The 14914-nt window shown below is 69.4% G+C and carries 11 protein-coding genes; 4 read left to right on the forward strand and 7 right to left on the reverse strand.

Annotated features, from left to right (window positions below; translation table 11 throughout):
- Positions 1–7 precede the first annotated feature (7 nt).
- From TOK_RS19070 to TOK_RS19080, 3 genes are all read right to left on the reverse strand, one after another.
- Positions 8–1420, reverse strand: a complete 1413-nt coding sequence (locus TOK_RS19070) for a carboxyl transferase domain-containing protein (RefSeq protein ID WP_098959363.1) — start codon at positions 1418–1420, stop codon at positions 8–10.
- 35 nt (positions 1421–1455) lie between these two features.
- Positions 1456–2883, reverse strand: a complete 1428-nt coding sequence (locus tag TOK_RS19075) for a carboxyl transferase domain-containing protein (protein WP_141566446.1) — start codon at positions 2881–2883, stop codon at positions 1456–1458.
- Positions 2884–3150: 267 nt separating this feature from the next.
- Positions 3151–4554: an acetyl/propionyl/methylcrotonyl-CoA carboxylase subunit alpha gene (locus tag TOK_RS19080; protein ID WP_098959372.1), complete on the reverse strand. Its 1404-nt coding sequence runs from the start codon at positions 4552–4554 to the stop codon at positions 3151–3153.
- A 383-nt stretch (positions 4555–4937) separates the two neighbouring features.
- On the opposite strand from TOK_RS19080, the gene TOK_RS19085 reads away from it, so the two are divergent.
- From TOK_RS19085 to TOK_RS19095, 3 genes are all read left to right on the forward strand, one after another.
- Positions 4938–6077 (forward strand): CaiB/BaiF CoA-transferase family protein, encoded by a 1140-nt coding sequence (locus TOK_RS19085; protein ID WP_098959365.1) that lies wholly within the window; start codon positions 4938–4940, stop codon positions 6075–6077.
- Positions 6074–7315 (forward strand): CaiB/BaiF CoA-transferase family protein, encoded by a 1242-nt coding sequence (locus TOK_RS19090; protein WP_141566447.1) that lies wholly within the window; start codon positions 6074–6076, stop codon positions 7313–7315. The genes TOK_RS19085 and TOK_RS19090 overlap by 4 nt, the downstream gene beginning before the upstream one ends.
- Before the next feature lie 506 nt (positions 7316–7821).
- A complete protein-coding gene (locus TOK_RS19095) occupies positions 7822–8133 on the forward strand; it encodes a hypothetical protein (RefSeq protein WP_216362017.1) in 312 nt (103 codons plus the stop codon).
- Positions 8134–8344: 211 nt separating this feature from the next.
- Here the strand turns inward: TOK_RS19095 and TOK_RS19100 are convergent, their stop codons facing one another.
- From TOK_RS19100 to TOK_RS19115, 4 genes are all read right to left on the reverse strand, one after another.
- Positions 8345–9388, reverse strand: coding sequence for a phosphotransferase family protein (locus TOK_RS19100; RefSeq protein ID WP_098959367.1), 1044 nt, complete (start codon positions 9386–9388; stop codon positions 8345–8347).
- Complete coding sequence (locus TOK_RS19105; RefSeq protein WP_253258490.1) at positions 9388–10161, reverse strand: SDR family NAD(P)-dependent oxidoreductase; 774 nt, start codon at positions 10159–10161, stop codon at positions 9388–9390. Before TOK_RS19105 ends, TOK_RS19100 begins: the two co-directional genes overlap by 1 nt.
- 58 nt (positions 10162–10219) lie before the next feature.
- On the reverse strand, positions 10220–11404 hold the full coding sequence (locus TOK_RS19110) for an acyl-CoA dehydrogenase family protein (protein WP_098959368.1): 1185 nt from the start codon (positions 11402–11404) through the stop codon (positions 10220–10222).
- A gap of 278 nt (positions 11405–11682) precedes the next feature.
- Entirely contained in the window at positions 11683–12807 is a 1125-nt protein-coding gene (locus tag TOK_RS19115; RefSeq protein WP_098959369.1) for an acyl-CoA dehydrogenase family protein, read from the reverse strand.
- A 332-nt stretch (positions 12808–13139) separates the two neighbouring features.
- On the opposite strand from TOK_RS19115, the gene TOK_RS19120 reads away from it, so the two are divergent.
- Complete coding sequence (locus TOK_RS19120; protein WP_098959370.1) at positions 13140–14336, forward strand: acyl-CoA dehydrogenase family protein; 1197 nt, start codon at positions 13140–13142, stop codon at positions 14334–14336.
- The last annotated feature ends 578 nt before the right edge of the window (positions 14337–14914 follow it).

The following is a 14914-nucleotide window of genomic DNA, read 5'->3' on the forward strand; positions in this document are numbered from 1 at the left end:
GGGCCGCCTACCAGGGGTCGATGGGGCTGAGTTCTTGCGTGGGGGGGAGGACTGGCCCGCGGGTCAGGATCGCCGTTGCGAGATCCCGGGTGCGCGCGGGATCGATCACGTCGTCGGTGCCGAAGGTGCGCGCGACGGCCAAAGGGGAGCTCTGGTCCCCCGTCGCTCCCAGGCCCACGACGCGAGCAGACGGCCACATGACCTGGATGGGCCCGCCGAGAAAGCGACCGAACCCGCCGAAGAGGACCTGCGCCACGCCACCGACCTGTCCGACGATCACCGTCATCGACGGCACGCGGATGCGCGACGTGGCGGAGGCGATGCGCGCAGCGTGGCGGAACAGCGCCGTACCGGCGGCTCGGCCTACCGGCACGGGCCCCGTGCTGTCGACCAACGTCAGCAGCGGCAGTCCGAACGCGTTGCACAGCGCCATGAAGCGCGCGGTCTTGTCGCATCCGTCGGCAGTCAGACCACCCCCGTCGACGCGTGGATCCGTGGCGATGATCCCGATCGCACGCCCGTCGAGCCGCGCCAGACTCGTGATCGCGTTCGGCGCCCATGTCGGTCGGAGCTCGAACAGGCTTCCCTCGTCCGCGAGGTTCTCCATGATCAGGCGCATCGGCCGGGGGCCGGCTTGCTCCGCCACCCGACGCAGGTCGGCACCGACCGACGCCCGACCTTCCACGTAGGGCACCACCGGCCGGATGAAGTACGAGCCGTACGCCCGGGCCTCGCCGATGGCATCGGCGTCGGTGCGGACGATCCGCTCCGCGGCGCCGGCCGCCTCGTGGATGTGCACGCCACCTATCTCTTCCGGCGTGTACTCCAGACCCGTGGCCGCCTTGACGAGCGGTGGCCCCGCCACGCCGATCGCGGACCCCTCGGTGGCGATGATGACGTCGCATTCGCCGAGCAAAATGGCGTGACCGGCGAACGCCCGGCCGAGGGCGAGGCCGACCAGCGGGACCCTCCCCGAGAGGCGAGCCAGGCCCTCGAAGTCACCCGAGGACTTGCTCAGTCGGGCCCAGCTCATCTCCTGTGCCCGCGCACCCCCACCCTCCGACAGGAGGAACACAGGTGCGTCGTGGCGATCGGCCAGCAGGACGGCACGACTGGTCTTGGCGTGGCTGTTGATGCCCTGCGTTCCGCCGAGGACCGTGTAGTCGTAGGAGATGACGACCGAGGTGCGGCCGTGCACGTGTCCGAGGCCGACGACGACGGCGTCGGCCGGTCCGTGGAGCGCGGGATTGGCGGGCTCGACGAGGGCGCCGGACTCGATGAACTCGGCGTTCTCGTCGAGGAGGAGCGTCACCCGCTCCCGCGCCGTCAGCCGTCCCTTCGCATGCTGCTTCGCCACCGCATCCGGCCGCTGGGGGTCGAGTACGTCGGCAGTGCAGGCGGCGAGCTCGTCGATCGACATCGACAAACCTTCACCCGGCCGTCCCGAACTGCGCGTCACCAGGGATCCAGCGGGATGTGTGGGCGCGACGCGTCGGCCACGGGGAGCAGTTCGACCGCCGCCAGGAGTCGCGCGCGGGTGTCGCCCGGCTCGATCACGTCGTCGGCGCGGAACCGCTGAGCCACCGGGAGCGCCGAACCGTGGGACACCAGGTCCTGGTACAGCATCTGTTCGCTGCGACCACCCGTGGCCTGGGCGGAGGTGGTGGAGTTCGCGGTGATGGCTGCCGCTCCGGCCAGTCCCATGCCGCCGAACTCCGCCGAGGGCCACACCAACGTCAACGTCTGCCCCGGGCTGTGCTGACCCAGTCCCATGATCACCATCCCTTGCCCGTAGGCGCGGCGGACCGCGACGGTCAGCTGGGAGATACGCGCATGCACCTGCGCGAAGTACGGACGCGCCGAATGCCGGTTGATCGCGGAGTGCTCCGCCGCCGGACCGGCCAGGATCCCGGGTACGTCGGTCAGGTACACCATCGGCAGCTGGAAGCTGTCGCAGAGTCTGATGAACCGCGCCAGCTTGTCCGAGGCGTCGCTGTCCAGCGCGCCGGCTTTCACCATGGAGTGACTCGCGACCAGCCCGAGCGCGCGTCCTCCCACCCGCGCCAGTGACGTCTGCACGGACCCGCCGAACCGCTCGCTCAGGCGCAGCACCGAATCGGGGTCGGCGACCAGGTCGGTCAGACGCCGGCCGTCCACGGCACGCCGCGGGTTGTCCGGTATCAGGCGAGCCAGCTCCTCGGCCACCTGCGGGTCCTCCGCCTGCTGCAGCGGTCTCCTCGGTGTCGCGAAGTAGTCGAGGTACTTCCGGACCACGGCGATCGCCTCGGCCACCGAGCCGACCCCGACGTTGACGGCGCCCTCGCGTTCGAGGGCTCCGACATCGGCGACGTGCGGCGCGTCGGAACCGGGGCCGGGTTCGTCCAGTGCCACCGACGCGCCGTGGACTCCGACGATCATGTCCGTGACGCCGAGCTCCAGGGCGCGGATGTCCCACACCGACGCGACGGCGACACCGACGAGAGGCACTCGCCCGGAGAGCAGGGCCAGTTCGTGGACGAGATCCCGACGTTCTGCGTAGTACGGCGGCTCGGACGGTCGGAAACCACCGCCTTCGGAGAAGAGTACGACGGCGGCCCCGACGTGCTGGGCGAGTCGCAGGCCCCGCTCGATCTTGGCATGGGCCGTCGCGCCGTGGGTACCGCCGGCAGCCGAGCCGTCGTAGCTGATGGCCATTGTCGGCCGGCCGTGGACGACGCCCAAGGCCACGACCACGCCATCCCCCGGGGCGAGGACGTCGGCGGTCGCGGCGTTCGCATGCCGTCCGTACTCGACCGGACGGGTACGCGCGTCGAACAGCGCAACGACCCGCTCGTGCGCAGTCGGAGGCGGGACGGCGGGAGCGGCCTCACCGGTCGAGAGCACGGCGGTCCCGCCCCGGCACACCGGCGAACCGGCGAAGCGGCTTGTGTGATCGCCGACCGACGCTCATCGTGCCCACCTCCAACACATCGGGTCCCGGACGAGTCTCCGCGCAACCCTCAGATATATAACCACAATAAGCAGGTGATCTCAGTTTTCCAAGTCTCACGATGGCGACCCGAGAGCAGGCGGCAGGTTCGGCCGACTGTCGGATCGCAGGCGGCCGGCCGCGCGGGCCGCTCCGTCCGAGGGACACCGGGACCGGGTGGGTCACCCGTCCCGGCCACCGCCGTCGACGACCGGTGATCCGCCGCCGGGCGTGACCTGCGTGGCCCTGAGCCATGCCTTGTCACCGATCAGGCCGCGACACGTCTCTCCCGATTCCCACTGCTTCGTATGCAGGAGTGCCCGGTGGAACGGAATGAGCGTCCGCACACCGGTGATCGAGAACTCGTCCAGTGCACGGATCATCCGCAGGGTCGCGTCGTGCCGGGTGCGGTCCCAGACGATCAGTTTCGCGATCATCGAGTCGTAGCTCGGCAACACCTCGCTGCCCGCCTCGACGCCGGAGTCGACGCGGACGCCCGGCCCGGACGGCGCCCGGTAGGTCTCGATGCGGCCGGGAGCCGGCAGGAAGTTCCGCGCGGCGTCCTCGGCGTTGATGCGGCACTCGATGGCGTGCCCGCGGAACTCCACGTCGTCCTGGCGGAAGCTCAACGGCTCCCCCGCCGCGATCCGGATCCCCTCCTTCACGATGTCGATTCCGGTGACCGCCTCCGTGACACCGTGCTCGACCTGGATCCGGGTGTTCATCTCCATGAAGTAGTAGCTGCCGTCGTGGAGCAACCCCTCGACCGTTCCCGCTCCCCGGTAGCCCACGGCTCGGGCCGCCTCGACCGCGACCTCCCCCATCATCGCGCGCAGGGACGGGTCGACGACCGGTCCCGGCGCCTCTTCGATCAGCTTCTGGTGGCGTCGCTGGACGCTGCAGTCGCGTTCACCGAGATGTACGACATCCCCGAACTCGTCGGCGAGGATCTGGACCTCGACATGGCGTGGGTCCTCGAAGTACCGCTCGAGATAGACGGACTCGTCGCCGAAGAACCTCCTCCCCTCATCAGCCGCGCCGGCGAGAGCGGAGGGCAGCTCCGTCACGTCCCGCGCAACGCGGAAGCCCTTTCCGCCACCGCCGGCCGCGGCCTTCACCGCGACCGGGAACCCGATGCTCCGGGCGGCGGCGGCCGCCTCGGCCGCACCGGTGATCGGATGGAGGGTGCCGGGGATGACAGGTACTCCTGCCTCGTTCATGATCTTACGAGCCTGGGTCTTGCGCGCCATCCGCGCGATCGCATCGGCCGGCGGCCCGATGAAGGTGATGCCCAGGTCGGCGCACCGGCCGGCGAAGGTGGCGTTCTCGGCCAGAAATCCGTACCCCGGGTGGATCGCGTCGGCGCCGACCTGCTGTGCGAGATCCAGGACGGCGTCGATGTCCAGGTAGGCGGCCGAACCGATCGACTGCGACATCTCGTGCGACTCGTCGGCCATGCGGGTGTGCAGCGACCCGGTGTCGTCGCGGGCATGGACCGCGACGGAGCTGATCGACATCTCCTTGAGGGCACGAAAGATCCGCACAGCGATCTCACCGCGATTGGCGACGAGCACCTTGTTGAACATCTGGACCACTCTTTCCCGAAGGGCGCTCGCGACCGCGACAGCGGACAGGCGGTCATCTGCGCGTGAGTTGCCGTCCCCACCGACGGTGAGCCCGGAGCCCGTGCCGAGCGACACGAGAGGTGCAGCCTCGGCCCGCTCCTTCTCGCGGGCCCGCCGGAAGCTGCCTGCCGGGCAGAGGCCTGCATCGTGCGGGCGCGTCGGTCCGCTCGTGATCAGGGGCCACCTGGCGACGGATTAGCCACGTTGACCAAGTGTACTTTACTTACCTAAAGTCGGGCTCAGTTCGATCCGCCGACGACTCTCGCACGAGAGAAGGAGGGCCTCATGGCACGCAGCCCCGTCCTGCAGGAAGAGCCCGATCGCCGCCCGCTGGTCCCGTCTGCATGAGCGTCATGGCGGGCCTGCGGGTCCTCGAGACCGCCTCGTGGGTCGCTGGTCAGTACTGCGGGAAGCTGCTCGCCGATCATGGCGGCGACGTTCTCAAGGTAGAGCCTCCGGAGGGCGACCCCACGCGGCGTGCCGGACCCTTCCCCGGGGAGACGCCGGATCCGGAACGCAGCGGGTTGTTCCTCCACCTGAACGCGGGAAAGCGCAGCTGCGTGATCGATTCGACGTGCGACGCCGACCTGGAGGCGCTGCGGAAGATGGCCGCCTCGGCAGACGTCGTCGTCGACGACGGACTCCTGGCGGCGGCCGGCATCGACTACGAGTCGTTGCGCAGCCAGAACCCGGCGCTGGTCCTGGTCAGTCTCAGCGGGTTCGGCGACGACGGGCCGTATCGCGATTTCCGGGCGAACGACTTCGCGATCTACGCCGCCTCCGGCTGGATCGCGGCCATGGGTAGACCGGACGAGCCTCCCGTGTATCCGGGGCGCGACTACCCGTTCTACATCGCAGCCCTCTACGCCGCCTTCGGGACGACGATCGCGCTCTACCACGCTCGACGATCCGGACGCGGGCAGCGTGTCGGCGTATCGGCGCTCGACGCTGCGATCTCGGTCGACTTCTACGAGACGACGTCCCACTCGTTCGGCGTGCCACTGCGGCAACGACACGGGTCGCGCATCTCGGGGGTCTCATCCTCGTTGCAGCCGTGCCGCGACGGATGGATCGCCCTCACCGTCAATGTCAACAGCGCCTGGGACGCCTTCTGCGACGTGATCGGCGCGCCCGAACTCGCCACGGGTCCCTTCGCCACTCCACAGTTGCGCCTCGCGAATGCCGACGCTCTCGAAGCGCGGGTGCGGGAGAAGCTGTCGACCCTGGCTGTCGCCGATGTGGTGGAGGCCTGCCAGGCAAGGCATGTCGCGGTGGCCCCCGTGGCGACCGTTGCGGACCTGCTGGATTCGCGCCAGCTTCGTGCCCGCGACTGGTGGCAGCGGGTCGCGCACCCGGTGGCGGGCACCCTGCAACACCCAGGGCCGCCCTTCCGCTTGCAGAAGGCTCAGTGGCGGATCCCCGGCCCGGCTCCGCTGCTGGGGCAGGACCAGGACTCTCTCGTGACGAACGGGTGGTCTCGATGATCTTCGAAGGCCTGCGGATAGTCGATCTCACCATGGGATGGGCAGGCCCCCTGTCCACGATGCTGTTCGCCGACTTCGGCGCTCAGGTGATCAAGATCGAAGGTCCGGGCCGACTCGACTGGTGGCGGCGGGGCAGCGCATCGAAACCTCCGCCGGACATGCGCGATGTCGATGCGAAGGTCTGGGAGCGGAGTGCCCTCTTCTGCGGCGTCAACCGGAACAAGCTCGGCGTCACCCTCGACATGTCCTCGCCGCAGGGACGCGAGATCTTCGAGCGCCTCGTCGCGGTGAGCGACGTGGTCGTCGAGTCGTTCTCGCCGCGGGTGATGAAGAAGTGGGGACTCGACCACGAGCGGCTGGCCGAGATCAATCCGGGCATCATCATGATGTCACTCCCGGCGGTCGGCAGTTCGGGCCCCTGGGCTCACTACATCGGCTATGCATCCACCACCGAGGCGATGTCCGGGCTTCCCGCGCTGTGTGGCTACGACGACGCGCCGATCCTCCAGACCCCGTTCGTGGCCGATCCTCTCGGTGGACTCAACGGGGCGACGGCCCTCGCGTTCGCTCTCTACCACCGCGAGCTGACCGGCGAAGGCCAACGGATCGAGGTGGGGCAGCACGAAGGGCTGATTCCGCTGATCGGTCACGGCTTGATGGAGTACCAGCTCACCGGTGAGATACCGGCCCGCTCCAGTACCGGTGACAGCCGATTCGCACCCAACGGCTGCTACCCGTGCCAGGGCGATGATCGGTGGGTGGTCATCTCGGTGGCCACCGACGACGAGTGGATCAAGTTCTGCGGCGCGACAGGCCGGCCGGAACTGCTCGCCGACCCCGCGCTCCGGACCGCCCAGGGCAGGCAGGAGAACCGCGGCAGGATCGACGACCTGACATCGGAGTGGACGAGGCAGCACGATCGTCGCGATGCGATGGAGATCCTGCAGCGTGCAGGCGTCGTCGCGGCCGCGGTGAACAATGCGGCGGATCTCCTCGAGGACCCCCAGGTGACGGCAACCGAGGGCTTCGTCGAGCTGGACCGCGCAGTCGTCGGCCGCCATCCCTATCCGAGGGTCTCGGTACGACTGTCGGAGACACCGGGCAACGCGGCGGAGCCGGCACCTCTGTTCGGAGAGGACAACGACTTCGTACTGCGCGAGATCCTCGGGCTCCGCGACGACGAAGTGCGCGAACTCCGCGAACTCGGCGTCGTCGCCGAAACGCCGATGCTGAACTAGTGCGGCGCGCCAGGGACTGCAGCTCGAGTGGGTCGCGCGGCCCGCGGGCATGGGCGAACCGCGCGTACCTATCTACCTGGGTAACAAGATAAGTGACCTTGTTCGGAATGTCTTGCACTCACGGCGGCTCTCAGCGACAGTCTGAGTCGTGCCCATCGATCTGCAGACTCTCCGCGAGCGCGGCGGGGACTACGCGCGAGCGGTTGTCGCCGGTGACGGCGACGTGCACGGGGCGGGCCCGGCCGCGGGAGCGAGTCGACTCGTGCAGCCGTCGTGGCGCGGGCTGCCACGCCCCGGCCGCCACCACCCTGGTCGTCGTTGCCACTGCGACAACCTGATCCGTCGCGCCCGCGTCGCTCCCCACCCACGGGCCTGCCGGTGTGCGCTCCGGTCGCGGACGGGGTGGCAACAGGTCCATGGGGAGTGGTCGGGCACGAAAGCCTGCCGGTGATTGGCCGTCGTCTCGCGCGTGCGGCCCGAGACACGAGCACAACGGAGACCCTGAGATGACTGTGATCAAGCCCGGTACCCGTCTGCGTAGCCAGGTCTGCCAGACCGAGGTCGTCATCGTGCGGGCTCCGGCGGAGCCCCTTTCCCTCACGTGTGGCGGCAAGGAACTCGTCTCCGTCGATACCCCGGTGCAGGCCACGGGGCCGGTCCCCGGTCACGAGGGCGGCAACCAGCTCGGGAAGCGCTACACGACTGGAAGCGGTGGGTCGCTGGAGATGCTCGTGACGCGGGCGGGTGCGGGAACGCTGGCCGCCGATGACGTCCCGCTCGTCCTCAAGGAGGCCAGGCCGCTTCCTGCCAGCGACTGACCTGTAGGAACTGCACGCGGGCCCGCGGGCGGATGCCGACACACGCGCGCTCCGCCGCGACGGTCGCCCGCTCCGGCCGCCACCTCCCCTTGCGCGCACGACGTGCTCGGCGCCGCTCGGGGCCGGGGCCGGCCGTCTTCGCCCGCCGCGTCCAGACCATCCGCGGGCGGCGGTAGCCCTGACCCGGCGCTACTCGGCTACCGGCGCGACACTAGCTGTCGATGAGGGTGCGGGCGCGGTCGAACAGTGTCACCGCAAGATCGTGCAGTCGCGCGCCGATGTCGACAGGCCCCTGGCCGGCGTCCGCCCGCGCCTTCGACCCCTCCAGCAGGACTCCCAGTCGGTAACAGGCCACGACCCGGTACCACGGGAGATCCGTCAGGTCTCTGCCGAGGACGTCGGCGTAACGCTCGATGATCTCGGCAGCGGCGGGAAGGTGCTCGAGCCGGCGCCGGGGCGCCACTGCGTCGCGTCCGTCCGGCCAGGTCGCCAGCAGGTGTGCTAGGTCGAGCAGGGGGTCGCCGATCGTCGCGAGCTCCCAGTCGACGATCGCCGCCACCTGCAGGCGCGCGGGGTCGAAGACGAGATTGTCGATGTGGAAGTCCCCGTGCACCACGCCCGGCCGGAAGGACGACGGGCAGTTCGCAGCGAGCCACGATCCGATGCGGTCCACCTCGCCCAGCGAATCCAGGCCGCGGTAACCCGGGAGCTGAGAGTAGGAGTCGAGCTGGGCGCGCCATCTCGGCGCCAACCGGGCCACCCAACCCTCCGGTTTCCCGAGATCCGAGAGCGCAGCCGGGACGCCGATCCTCGCCAGTGTCGCAAGGCTGTCGACGACCGCCAGACCCAGAGATTCACCGCCATGCCTCGCGTTGGCCGCTCCTGCGAGCGCACGGTCGGCGTCGACTCCGGGCACCCGCTCCATCAGCAGGAACGCGGCGCCGAAGACCTCCACGTCCGAGCACGCGCCGATGAACTGCGGGTGCGGCACGTCACTCGAGCTCAAGCCGGCCAGGACGCGCGCTTCACGCAGGATCGACCGGTCGCTGTCCGAGCGGCTGTGCCACGACGGTCGGCGGAGCACGAACTCTCGATCGCCCTGCTGCAGGTGCAGGAGCACGTTCTGCGAACCGCCGGTCAGTCTCCCGATGAGCACGACCGGTCCCGACCCGAGTCCGGCGTCATGCATCCAGGTGGCGAGCAGCTGGATCCTGGCGCGGATCTCCGCTTCCGACGGGGAGCCGTTGCGGGCCATCACCCGCCGCCCAGCGCGCCGTAGATGCCACCGTCCACGTCGAGCACCGCGCCGCTGGTGAAGCTCGACGCGTCGCTGAGCAGATAGACCACCGTTCCGACGATCTCGTCGGCGGCCGCGCCCCTCTTCAACGCGATCCCGCGGCGCGCCGCGTCGCGGAACTCGTCCGTGTGGAACCAGCCCGCGGAGGCGTCCGTGTCCGTCGGCCCCAGACCGATCGCGTTGACGCGCACCTCAGGTCCGTACTCGATGGCGAGAGCCATGGTCAACGTGTTCAGTCCGGCTTTGGCGGCGCCGTAGATCGGGGCGAGGGTCCCGGGAGCTCGCGCGGAACCGCTGGAGATGTTGACGATGACCCCTGCGCCGGCGCGCTTCATCCGGTCACCCACGAGACAAGCCAGACGGAAGGGCCCCTTCAGGTTGACCGCGACGGTCGCATCGAACAGCGGCTCCGAGATGTCGATCATTCGCGGCGCTACCGGGGCCTTGCCCGCGTTGTTCACGAGGCCGTCGATGGTGCCGAACTCGTCGTAGGAACGGCGCACCAGCTCTTCGACCTGTTCCCAGCGCCCGACGTGGCACGGCACGGCTATGGCCCGGACGCCGAAGCGTCGCGCTTCCGCGGCAATCGCCTCGCATGCCCCGGCCGTCCGGCTCGAGACGACGACGTTGGCGCCGGCTGCGGCCAGGCCGAACACGAACGCACGACCGAGCCCTCGCGTGCCCCCCGTGATGATCAGGTTCTTGCCCTCGACGGAGAACCGTCCGTCCACTGCACCAGCCATCACAAGTACTCGCTCCCTGTCGCTCGACCGCCGGAGGTCCTCGCTGCTAGCGGGCGAAGTCCCAGCCCGGACCGCCCCCGGCGTACGCCTTCAGGAGCAGCCGCCCCACCCGGTCGATGTGCGCCTCGTCCGGGCCGTCCGCGATGCGGAGCTCGCGACCACCCATGCGGGACAGAGGGTTCTCATCGAAGAGGCCGTAGGCACCGTGGATCTGCACCGCTCTGTCGACGACGCGCCCGACCATGCGCGTGCACTCGACCTTGATCGCGCTCAGCTCCACTCGGGCCTGCTCGCCCCGGTCGAGCTTCTCCGCCGCGTCGAGGACCATCAGCCGACACGCCTGGATCTCCTGGTACGACTGGTAGGCAGCGAGACGGGTGAGCTGCTTGTCCGCGAGGGGCCGGCCCGACAGGATGCGCGCGTTCGCGCGGGCGCACATCATGTCGAACGCCCGTTGGGCCATACCCAGGGTGCGCATGCAGTGGTAGATGCGGCCCGGTCCGAGCCGCTCCTGCGACTGGACGAAGCCCTCACCGCGCTCACCCAGGATGTGGTCGGCCGGGATTCTGCAGTCGTCGAGCTCGATCTCCCAGTGGTCACTCAGCGCGTGGTTGGTGATGACCTCGCGGACCAACCTGAGCCCCGGGGTGCCCATGGGCACGAGGAACATGCTGAACCGGCGGTGCGGCGGTGCGGACTCGTCCTCCGACCTGGCCATCACGATCACATACCTGGACCAGTTCAGCAGGCTGATGCACCACTTGCGCCCGTTGAGGACCCACTCGTCCCCCTCGAGCGCCGCCCGCGTCGCCAGCTGGGTCGGATCACTGCTCGCGACATCGGGCTCGGTCACCGCGAACGCGACCTCGAACTCGCCTGCAACCAGGCCGGGCAGGAGTCGCTGCTTCCACTCGGGACCGGCCCGCAGCTCGAGGAGCTTCGCCGTCTGCAGCGTCGCCGTTCCCAGCGCGAAGTTGGCTACTTCCGAGCGCCCGACGACCTCGCAGATGAAGCTGTAGTCAACGAACGAGAGCCCGCCGCCGCCGTACTCCACGGGATGCCCCAAGGCCCAGAGGCCGCGTTCCTTCGCCTTCTCCGCGAGCCCGCGCATGAGGTCTGTCGGCCCAGCCGGGAGCCTCTCGAACGCCGCCTCCGTGGGATAGCACTCGTCCTCGACGAAACGCAGCACCTTCGTGCGCAGGTCGCGGACCGACTCGGGCACTTCGAACATGGACGGTCTCCTCGGGACTGACTGCGCGCACGATCGCCCCTCAACAGTGGCCGCGCCGCGTTCCGCGGCCGCGGACAGAGCGAGCGCCGCTGTCACCGGCGATACCCCGGACCGGGGTGGACGAGTGCCGACCACCACCTCGGTTCCGGCACCGGGGGAACCTGGCCGATCAGCGCGAGCTGCGTGTGTTCTGGTCGCGGAAACGCCGTCATCCCTCGGAAACGGACGGCGGCCGCAGGGGTGTGAAGCCGGCGAGCTCGTCCCGTCGGCCGGCGCGGTCAGGCGCCCTGCTCCGCATCCAGCATCGCGGCCAGCCGCGCTCGGTGCCCTGTCGCGTCACCGAAGAGGAGCTGGTTGGACTTGGCCCGACGGAAGTACAGGTGCGCCGGGTGTTCCCAGGTGAACCCGATACCGCCGTGGATCTGGATGTTCTCGGTCGTGCAGGTGAAGTACGCATCGCCGCTGAGGGCCTTCGCCATCGCCGCCGCCTTGGGCAGGTCGTCCGGCTTCGCCACCGCTACGTCCTGCCCCGACAGCATCAGCGAGCGGGCCAGCTCGAGTTGCGTGAGCATGTCTGCGCACTTGTGCTTGATCGCCTGGAACGACCCGATCGGCCGCCCGAACTGTTCGCGGAGCTTCGCGTACTCGACGGACATGTCGAGCACGCGCTGCGCTCCGCCGACGTTCTCTGCCGAGAGCGCCACCAGGGCGAGGTCCCGGACTGCGCACAGGTGGTCCCGCGCATCCCCCGGTCGACCGATCAGGGTCGCGGGCGCCGCGTCGAGTTCCACGCGGGCGAGCCGGCGGGTCTGGTCGAGCGTGGTCAGCCGCCGCGACGTCAGTTCCGCCGACGCGCTGTCCACCGCGAACAGCGACAGCCCTTCGGGGGTGTCGGCGAGGACGAACACGAGGTCGGCGGTATGCCCGTCGAGCACGTAGTTCTTGACGCCGCGTACGCGCCACTGGTCCCCGACCTGCTCGGCGACCGTCGTGGTCCGCTCGAGATCCCAGTCGCCGTCGTCGTCGACGAAGGCAAGCGTGGCACGGAGGTCGCCGGAGACGAGGTCGGGCAGCCAGCGCGCCTTCGCGTCGGCGTCGCCGCTCAGCTGCAGTGCCGTGGTGGCCAGCACGACGGAGGACAGGTACGGCGCCGGCAGGAGCGCCCGACCCATCTCCTCCATGACCGCGCAGATCTCGCCGAAGCCGCCACCTGCGCCGCCGTACTCTTCCTCGACCGCAAGTCCGAGCAGGCCGATGTCGGCCATCGTCCGCCAGACACCCTCATCGAATCCGGCGTCCGTCTCCATGAGCCGGCGCACCTGTTCCTCCGGCGAGCGGTCGCTCAAGAGGTCACGGACGACGGACCGGAGCTGCTCCTGCTCCTCCGTGAATACGAGAGCCACGGCGGGGTCAGCAGGAGCCGGCGAAAGGGACGGCCTGACCGAGCTGTCGATCCAGGGTCGCACTGATGCGGTCCCCGGAACCGACCACCACAGACTGCACTCGCGCCTCGCCGTCCACTAGCTCTCCTCAGGTCGCTGGGGTGGGCGCTCGCACGGCCACCGCGTATTTATCTCACCAGGTTCAGCTTCTGACAAGGGTGTCCCGATCTCTCGCCGCGACGACTCCCGCCCGGAGCAGGAACAACTCGCCGATGGCTTGATAACTAGGTGTACTTCCTGTACGGAGTCAGTAGGCGCCGCACGAGCGGCTCACGACTGAAGGACCGTGACGTATGGGCTCCTCCGACATCGCCGCCGAACTCAACGCGTGGCTCGACGAGAACTGGTCCGACGAGCTGACCGTTCGACAGTGGTGGCGACTCCTGGCCGAGGCCGGCTGGGCGTTCCCGACCTGGCCGGCGGGTTACGGCGGACGTGCCGAGTCATCGGCGGTGGCGCTGCTGGTCCAGGACGTCCTTCTGCGGCGGCAGCTGATCGGACCACCGCACGGGATCGCCGTCACCATGCTCGCGCCTACCGTCCTGCGGCACGGCACCCTGGAGCAGAAGCAGAACATCCTCCCGAGAATCGTCCGCGGCGAGCTCACGTCGTGCCAGCTCTTCAGCGAGCCCGGCGCCGGGTCCGACCTCGCCGGTCTGCAGACCTCGGCGAGGCTGATGGACGGCGAGTGGGTGGTCAACGGTCAGAAGGTGTGGAACTCCCACGCTCATGACAGTGATCTCGGCATGCTCCTCGCCCGCACCAACCCCACCGCCCCCAAGCACGACGGGATCAGCTTCTTGCTGATCCCGATGGTCCAGGCCGGGGTCGACGTGCGGCCCCTGCGGCAGATGAACGACGAGGTCGAGTTCAACGAGGTGTTCCTCACCGACGCGCACGTGCCCCGGGATAACGTCCTCGGAGAGGTCGACGCCGGCTGGCGGGTCACCCAGACCACGCTGGGTTCCGAACGCTCGGCGTTGCCCGCGCGAGCACTCACACCGCCGGCCGGAGAGCGCCCCGGCTGGCTCGACCGGGTGGCCTGCGAGGTCTACCGGGAGCTCCAGGCCACTGGCTCGAAGGCCAAGGAGCTCTACCCCCGCAGCGGGAATGCGGCCCGCCGGCTGGCACAACAGGTGGGCAAGTGGGACGACCAGGTCGTGCGTGACCGGGTCATGCAGCTCCACGTACTCAGCGAGGCGAACCGGGCGCTCACGAGACGCCTGGGCGTCACCCGGATCGCGGGTGCCCCGAGCATCGTCAAGCTCGCTGCGGCCGACCTCGCCCGCAACGCCCGTGACATCGATCTGGACATCCTGGGTTCAGCCGCACTCCTGTCCGGACCGGACGCGGCCTTGGGCGGCGAGATCGAGCTCATGGCGCTGTCGGCGCACAAGGTCTCCATCGGCGGTGGGACCGACCAGATCCAGAAGAACATCCTCAGCGAGCGCGTGCTGGGGCTGCCCAAGGAGAAGCGCGACCGGGCGTGAGGACGTAGCGCGATGACGTGCGACACCCTGCTCTGTCGGCAGAGGAGCCTGCTCTGACAGTTCGACGAGCCTCCGCAGAACCCGGGGCGGGACGGTTCCGGTGGCAGACCGCCGCGCCGATGACCCGGTGGCCTCGTAGGCCCACCTCGACGCCCGGAGCGGTCCTGCGGCCGGGCGGCCGTGGTCACCCCGCGGGGCCCGCACCTGGCGCTGTTCGGCAGGACGACAGGCGGAGCTCGTCGAGCAGGAACGTGCGCCCGACCGCCCGAGGCAGGTGGCGGAGTTGCGCGGGCCGCTGCCGAGGTAGCCGGAGACTTCTCAGAAGATGTTGAAAGAGTAGTTGTATTTCTAGGTCTAGACGGTTAGCTTTTTTGCACTCCGTGAGAACTCGGTCACAAGGGCCTCGACGGCACGGAGCGGAGCAGAACGGGCGGAGCATTCGCAGCGGCACGTCCGTGCGACGACCGAGCCGATGGGGCCGCGTCCACCCCGAGTGGTAGGCCGCACTCGGCGCCCAGCTCTGAAGATCACTCGACAGGAGAACCGATGAGACACGGGTACCGGCGGCGGTTGACTGC

Origin of the sequence: Pseudonocardia sp. N23 (assembly GCF_002583555.1) — a bacterium.
Lineage (GTDB): Bacteria > Actinomycetota > Actinomycetes > Mycobacteriales > Pseudonocardiaceae > Pseudonocardia.